This window comes from Rudanella paleaurantiibacter (genome assembly GCF_009184635.1).
Taxonomy (GTDB): Bacteria; Bacteroidota; Bacteroidia; order Cytophagales; family Spirosomataceae; genus Rudanella; species Rudanella paleaurantiibacter.
Genome location: NZ_WELI01000018.1, coordinates 46,919 through 53,433, shown reverse-complemented (window position 1 = coordinate 53,433; position 6,515 = coordinate 46,919). Strand labels below are relative to the sequence as shown.

Here is a 6,515-nt window from a genome sequence, read left to right as displayed (position 1 = left end):
GGATGAATGGTTGGTCGAATACAACACGGAACGCCCTCACCAGGCCTTGAGGTTCATGACACCTGTCGAGTACCGACAGGCGGCTTAAACTCCAGTGCAAACTGGCTCACGAAAGGGGGCAAAGACATACCGAACGAACTTGGTTCAGCTTCTTGACTTTCCTCTTCCTCCCAGTATTGGTTGCCTTCTCGGTCTATATAACCAACTTTTAAATGCCGTCCGACTCTAGCCAGACCATTGGAATAATTTGAAGCACCCCCAAATTTATATGGGATAATCAATTGTCCAACCTTGTTAATAAAACCATACTGCCCTTCTTTTTGTACCCATGCTAACCCTTCTGAGAAATCGCCAGCATGGCTAAACTGATAGGGAATAACCAGTTCTCCCGTATTATTTATAAAGCCATACTTCGTATCAAAGCCATACTTTCTATATTCTTCTACCCTGGCCAACCCTTCTGAGAAATAACCAGCATTATTGAACTGACAGGGAATAACCAGTTGACCCGTTTTATCAATAAATCCCCACTTTAAGTCTAGCTTCTCATGCAGACGCACACTTGCCATCCCTTCGGAGAACCTCCAAGCAAGCACAAACTGACAGGGAATAACCAGTTGACCTGTTTTATTAATGTAGCCATATCCCCCATATCTATACTGTTGCATCCTCGCCAAACTGTCAGAGAAACTCGAAACATCCTCAAACTGATATGGAATTACAAGTTGGCCCGTTCTATCAATAAAACCCCATTTTCCATACTGTTTTACCTTCGCCATCCCCTCGGAGAAATCACAAGCATCATCAAACCGGTCACGAATGACTAGTCGCCCCATTTTATCAACAAATCCCCATTGCCTATACTGCTTCACCTTTGCCAGCCCTTCAGAGAAATGTGACGCATACTCATATTGAAACGGAACCACTTGCTTACCAGTTTGATCAATAAAGCCATATTTCCCACCTTGTTTCACCCTTGCCAGTACCTCCTCGAATGGTCCTGCATCATCATAAACACACTCAATCACAATTTTCTTATTCCGGTCGCAGAAGCCCCATTTGTTTCCCTTTCGGTACGGAATCAGATCAGGGGTTGGTGGGTAAGTTAACGTTTGCAGGGTGGCGTAGTGGGTGAATTTATCTTTCAGCAGTACGTCGAGCCCCGGCACGGATTGAGGAGGGAGAGCGAGGGCATAGTCGAGGAGGGCAAGGCGCTGCCGCAGACCGGGAACATCCAGTTCCTGTAAGGTACTGAGCAAGGCGCTTTGGCGAGGTTGCTCAAAGTTAGTCTGGGTCAGAATTAGGTTTTCGCCCGTGTTGTACTCGGCGTAGAGAGACGGGTGGTGGGCCAGGGCATACAGGCTCAACGAGATAACGAGTAGGCTAAAATCGTCCAGATACGGGCCGTAGTGGTTGAGGTTTCGTTTAGGGTGCTGGTAGTCGGGGGTGCCCAGTTCCAGGGCTTTCAGGTTGGTGAAAACGGGAAAGAACATCCCATCATAATCCACCAGTGCCGGTACGCCATTGGGCCGGATCAGAATATTGTCGTGTTTAAGGTCGCCGTGGGCAAAGGGGTTGGCCAGCAGCCACAGGGCCATTTGGTCAAATGCATAGGTTAGTTTGTAGAGGGTAGCCCGGTCGTGCTGTTGGCAGGCATCGCGCACAAACTGCCCCAGCGTTTGGCCTTCAATCCAATCCATGAGCAGTACACAGGCCCTTTCGGCTTCCCCAAATGTCGACTCAATTCGTAACTCGTCGGGCAGAAACCGGTACGATACCCAGTAAGGAGAAGGATAAGCCGCTAACTGTTCGGCAAGTTGCCGTAGGCGCTCTTCGCGCTCGGTGTCGCGCTCTTTAAACACCTTTAAGGCAAAGCGTTGGCCTGTTTCAGGGTCCGCAAGTTTAAAAACAATGCCCATTTTGCCTGTGCTGTACCAGGGCTCGTCGTACTGTTCATCCCAAACCGGCTCCATGTGTGTCAGGGAGGAGAAATGCCGGTTGGCTACGGCTTCTATGAGGTCGGTGTTCGCAAACATAGGCGTAGGGTATAGTCGTCGAGGGCCAATTGGCCGCGTTGGTATAGATTGGTGGTAAAGGTGCAGAAGGCGGCTTCGGTTGCGCACATCTCAGCCAAGTGATGCAGCAGGTCGGGTAATGTAAGGGCCGGTTCGTGCTGTTGCTGGCAATAGATAATCTGATTACCCAGCCCGTAGGGTGTAGCCAACACGGCATCCAGTTCGGGTTGCAGAGCCGGTTCGCGCAAAGTAAACTGGATTAGAAGCCATTGAGCCAGTGCATCTGAGGCCAGCAGCAGCGTATCGCCTTCGGCCACGGGCCAGATGTTCAGATGCAGGTGTTCGGGCAAAAGGCTCTCGTTGGAGTGCAACAGCCAAGGAGGCTCGGTAAAGTCTATTAGGGCCGTAGTACGTTGTTTCAGGTGGCCTTGTCTGTCGAGCAGAAAAGCCGCACTGTCGCCATAGTGTAGTACCTGTATCTGCTTATTGGCAATTGGCCATACAGCGAGTAAAGTTGCCGAGGAGCCTTCGCGATCGTAGTCATCCAGAATATCGGAAAAAGATTGTGCGGCTTCTGAGCGTTTGGCGTTGAAAAATGGCACACGCAATTTCTCAAACCATTCCGTAACAGCCTCTTTGGTCTGAAATGGTTTGGCGGGCAGGTGCTCACAAAGGTGCCGGGCCCAGTCGGCGGCAAAAAAGCCTGTGCCGCCAGCCCCATCACTCAGAAACCAACGCACTGGGTGAGCCGCATCCTGATTGTGGGGGACATAATCGCCATCAGGTTTTGCTACACTCTGCCAAACAGATTGCCAGCCGGGGTCAGACGTGTTGGCGTCGAGATACACTGGTACCAATGTTGAGCAGTTGAACAAGCTGAATGGGGTTGGCGTTCAGGGCCATGGCGGTATAGGACGGATTGGCATCACGGTTCGTAATTTTCGCAATCGGCGCATTGTACAGAGCAGGCAAATCGCTACTCATGTCAAACAGCAGGTATGCGTACTCGTCCTCGGGTAGTTCCTCTTTTTGGCAGGGGAATAGGAATGGCTCTTCATGCCCGGCGGTCAGATGAACGTTGTATAACAGTACGTTGCCGTCGACAGTGCGGAGGTTTCTTAGTTTACGGGCGGCTGCAATCAGTCCGGCCGCATCGGCATCGGTAGCTACTCCGTCGGTGATGTTGATGACAACGGGCGGGTAGATGTCTTTGCCAGCATGGCTCGCCAGCCACTGCACCAGCGTATCGTGAGCCAGGTCGAGGGCCTGCCTCATGGGGGTAAGGCCACCAGCTTTAGGCGAAATCCACTTACCTTTGGTTCCCTGCCGTTCTACAGCATTATCTTTCAGGGCCTGAATCGTGACCATGCTTTGCCCTTCCAGATTTCCTTGCCAGGCATATTTGGCGGTTGCATCGTTATCGGCTCCGTAGCCAATCACACATACGTCGATATAATTGCGGTATTCGCCTTCGCGTCGGCATTCCGAAATGAGTTGATTGAGCAAGTCGTTGACCGAATTGGCCAACAAGGTCGCTTTGCTCACGGTTTGCCCCTTCACGGTCACTTCCTTGTCCATACTACCCGATTGGTCGAGCAGAAACATAAATGCCGTGGGCGTGGTGCGCGACACGCGGGCTGTGTATGGACGGGGTTTAACGGTTGGGCTGGACGCTTTCGCCAGCATATCGGCGAACTGAAGTAAGTGGTTGGAGGGCAGCCGATTGCCGGTGTAAATTAAGTCACTCATGGCTGGGCAGATAGCGATTGGCGAAGTATAGCGATGTCTTGTTGTAGCTGTTGTCGTTGGGAGGCAATATATTCGCTCAAATCGGGATATTGGGTAATGATGGTGTATATAAATGACTGTTGAAGTCGATGGATAGTAGCCGTTAGTTCATCTTTTCGGGCTTGTAGCGTTCCTCGTATCTGGTTCAAGACGGAAGCGTTGCGGGGGGTGTTCCAGTCAAACCCAAAGGCTGTCCCATCTTGCAACCGCTGCCAGATAGCCCGTACCGTGTCGAGATCTTTGTTACGGTACGCATCGGCTATCTGTGCCATTAGGTTGTTGGCTCTCTCTTGTTTTTCGGGCGTATCCATAAACTTATCGGGATGGGCTAGCATGCAGGCTTCACGATAGAGTTTTTTCAGTAAAGCTTCGTCCACGGGCATATCAAGTATTTGCTGCCGCTCTGCTACCCGTCGAAAAGTTTCCTCTGCTTCCTCAAGTCGTTGTTGTTGCTTGTCTGCTTTCTGGCGGTCAGCGGCTTTATCCGTTTCTTTGGCACGTTTTGCCGCTAGTTGGGTTTCAAGGTTCAGTTTCTCTACTAGCAGCGTATGTAACGCCATCTGAATCTGATTGGCTGTGTACTCCAGCCGTTGTTCGAGGTCTGCCTTTTCAGTTTCGAGTTGGGTAACTTCTGCTTCCAACACTAGGATTTCGGCTTTGAGGAAAAAAGAGACATCGATCACCGACCTGCTCTTAGCCTCAGCAATGGGTGGTGTTGGCCCAACACAACGAACCGTAGGTAGTTGAGTCATTTCCAGAAAACGCAGGAAGTATTGTTCGGCCATTTGGGCATCCTCCATCATGAGGATGCTTTCGCGGTTATGAGTGGCAGCCCGATACGTCCAATTGTAGCTACCAAACAGCACCCTACAGCGGTCAATGATGCAGTACTTTTCGTGGTTCAGGCCTCCTTTATTACCGGCATTGTGCCAATAAACCCAACCGCCGATCTGTGCCAGTTGATTATGGTTTATAGCGGCCCCTCTGTTGATTTGGTCATCTTCTATGCCAATAGATACAGCAACTCCAACGCGGGCTTTCGCAACTAATTCATTGAACAATGACTCATCTGTAAACCAAGGTACGTTGACTATAATTTCGGTGGTGGCTGTCTTTATTTGCTGACGGATGGTGTCGTCAATGTCATGGAAGATAGGTGTGAGAGCCAATTGTGTACGGGTTAGCTACAAAATGCGAAGTAAACAATTTGTCTGTATCAGGAAAGCTGACAGAGAAATATTAAAGTCAATTTGGACTTTCACAGATAAAAAAAGACGCGTGGGGTCTACCAAAACCCCACGCGTCAGTCAAGCTGCTTAATGGCAAATCTGTGTTACTTCTGCGCCACGGCGCCCTTACGGGTGCGGGCTTTTTGCAGTACCCATTGGCCTACTTTCTCGCCCATAGCCGCGCCATTGTCGAGCGCCGACCGGTAGTGAATACCGCCGTACAACCGGCTAACCGAAGCCTCCTGCGCGGCATGTTTAAACGACGTGAATTTCCGAACGCCATGCCCGTATTTAAACTCAGTGGAGTCGGTGAAGGCAATGTTGTCGCCCATGAGCCCTGTCAGTACGGTAGCGGCTGCGGCCGTAATGGTGCTGTGCCCGCTTGGGTATTCGGGGAAGGGGGGTGTTTGCAGGAAAGGCGTCCATTTCGGGTCCATCGACTTGTTGATCACCGTTTCGGGGCGTACCGTTTTACTGCGGTATTTCTCATCCCAGCAGGCAATAAACCCGTCGGCAACGGCAAATGAGGTGAGGGTATAAGCCTCTACGCTCTGCATCAGGTTGAGTTTTTGCTGGCGGGCTACGGTCTGCGCAATGTGCATCCAGTGGCCGCCGGGTGTCATTTTCTTCGACGCATACGATACGTGTCCGGCTACATTCATCACAAACGCGTTGTCGTCCCAGAAATAAGCAATGTCACGTTGTTCTTTCGTAAGGTTCTTACCTACGTTATACACTTCCATTACCTCTTTCTCGTAGGGGCTGCCTTTGGCGAGGCTGTAAGCAAAGGGCTTGGGCGGCTGAAACTGATTGCAGGTGTCCATCACCCAGCAGCGGATCTTGTTCCACTGAGGCTCGGCCGCGTCCATGTACGCCGGGGGTGTAGGTACCCACGTACCTTCTTCGTTTGTCACGGTGTGCTTAAAACCCCGCGTCTGCTTGTACGAGTCTTTGGCGGCATAATCGAGAATATGCTTCGCAACAGCTTCTCCGTAGGCCACCGACCGGTCGTATACGTCGTCGGGAACGCCGTCCTTCTTATATTGCTCAAAAAAGGCGGGCTCAAACTCGTCGTAGAAATTGGTCGAGAACGTCAGGGCGCGGGCCACCGTCATAAACGCCTTGGCCGAAGCCAGCGGGAAACAGTATTCAGCACCAGCTTCGGGCTGTGGCCCCGCCGAAAAGCGCTTCATTTTACCCCCCAACGACTCATAATTAGGGTCAAAAGGCACCAGAGCTTCGTACCCGGCCAGGTTGGCGTACCCGTAAATCCGGCTGGCAACCGGGGGCGAAAAAATATCGTGCACCACCACCTGCGTGAGTTTGTTGACGGCCGCGTCGTAGCGGGTAGGGTCGGCCGCTTTGGCGTTGTATTCGGATGGGTTACCGGCTTTCTGGCAACCAGCCAGGCCGATCAGAAACAGGGCGAGTATCCAGCTATACAGAAACGTTTTTTGCATAAGTTCCAGTGGTTTGTGTGGGC

Annotated in this window: 6 protein-coding genes; 1 reads left to right on the top strand and 5 read right to left on the bottom strand. The window is 51.4% G+C overall.

The features are described from left to right. Positions 1–10: 10 nt before the first annotated feature. Positions 11–88: an IS3 family transposase gene (locus F5984_RS27065; protein WP_394367403.1), complete on the top strand. Its 78-nt coding sequence runs from the start codon at positions 11–13 to the stop codon at positions 86–88. On the opposite strand, the gene F5984_RS25400 is transcribed toward F5984_RS27065, so the two are convergent. From F5984_RS25400 to F5984_RS25380, 5 genes are all read right to left on the bottom strand, one after another. After that, on the bottom strand, positions 54–2,036 hold the full coding sequence (locus tag F5984_RS25400) for a WG repeat-containing protein (RefSeq protein WP_152127056.1): 1,983 nt from the start codon (positions 2,034–2,036) through the stop codon (positions 54–56). The genes F5984_RS27065 and F5984_RS25400 overlap by 35 nt on opposite strands. Continuing rightward, positions 2,012–2,872, bottom strand: a complete 861-nt coding sequence (locus F5984_RS25395) for a hypothetical protein (protein ID WP_152127054.1) — start codon at positions 2,870–2,872, stop codon at positions 2,012–2,014. Before F5984_RS25395 ends, F5984_RS25400 begins: the two co-directional genes overlap by 25 nt. Further along, positions 2,838–3,764, bottom strand: a complete 927-nt coding sequence (locus tag F5984_RS25390) for a vWA domain-containing protein (protein WP_152127052.1) — start codon at positions 3,762–3,764, stop codon at positions 2,838–2,840. Before F5984_RS25390 ends, F5984_RS25395 begins: the two co-directional genes overlap by 35 nt. Then, positions 3,761–4,972: a phospholipase D-like domain-containing protein gene (locus tag F5984_RS25385; RefSeq protein WP_152127050.1), complete on the bottom strand. Its 1,212-nt coding sequence runs from the start codon at positions 4,970–4,972 to the stop codon at positions 3,761–3,763. Before F5984_RS25385 ends, F5984_RS25390 begins: the two co-directional genes overlap by 4 nt. Before the next feature lie 164 nt (positions 4,973–5,136). Further along, complete coding sequence (locus tag F5984_RS25380; protein ID WP_152127048.1) at positions 5,137–6,492, bottom strand: vanadium-dependent haloperoxidase; 1,356 nt, start codon at positions 6,490–6,492, stop codon at positions 5,137–5,139. Positions 6,493–6,515: the final 23 nt, after the last annotated feature.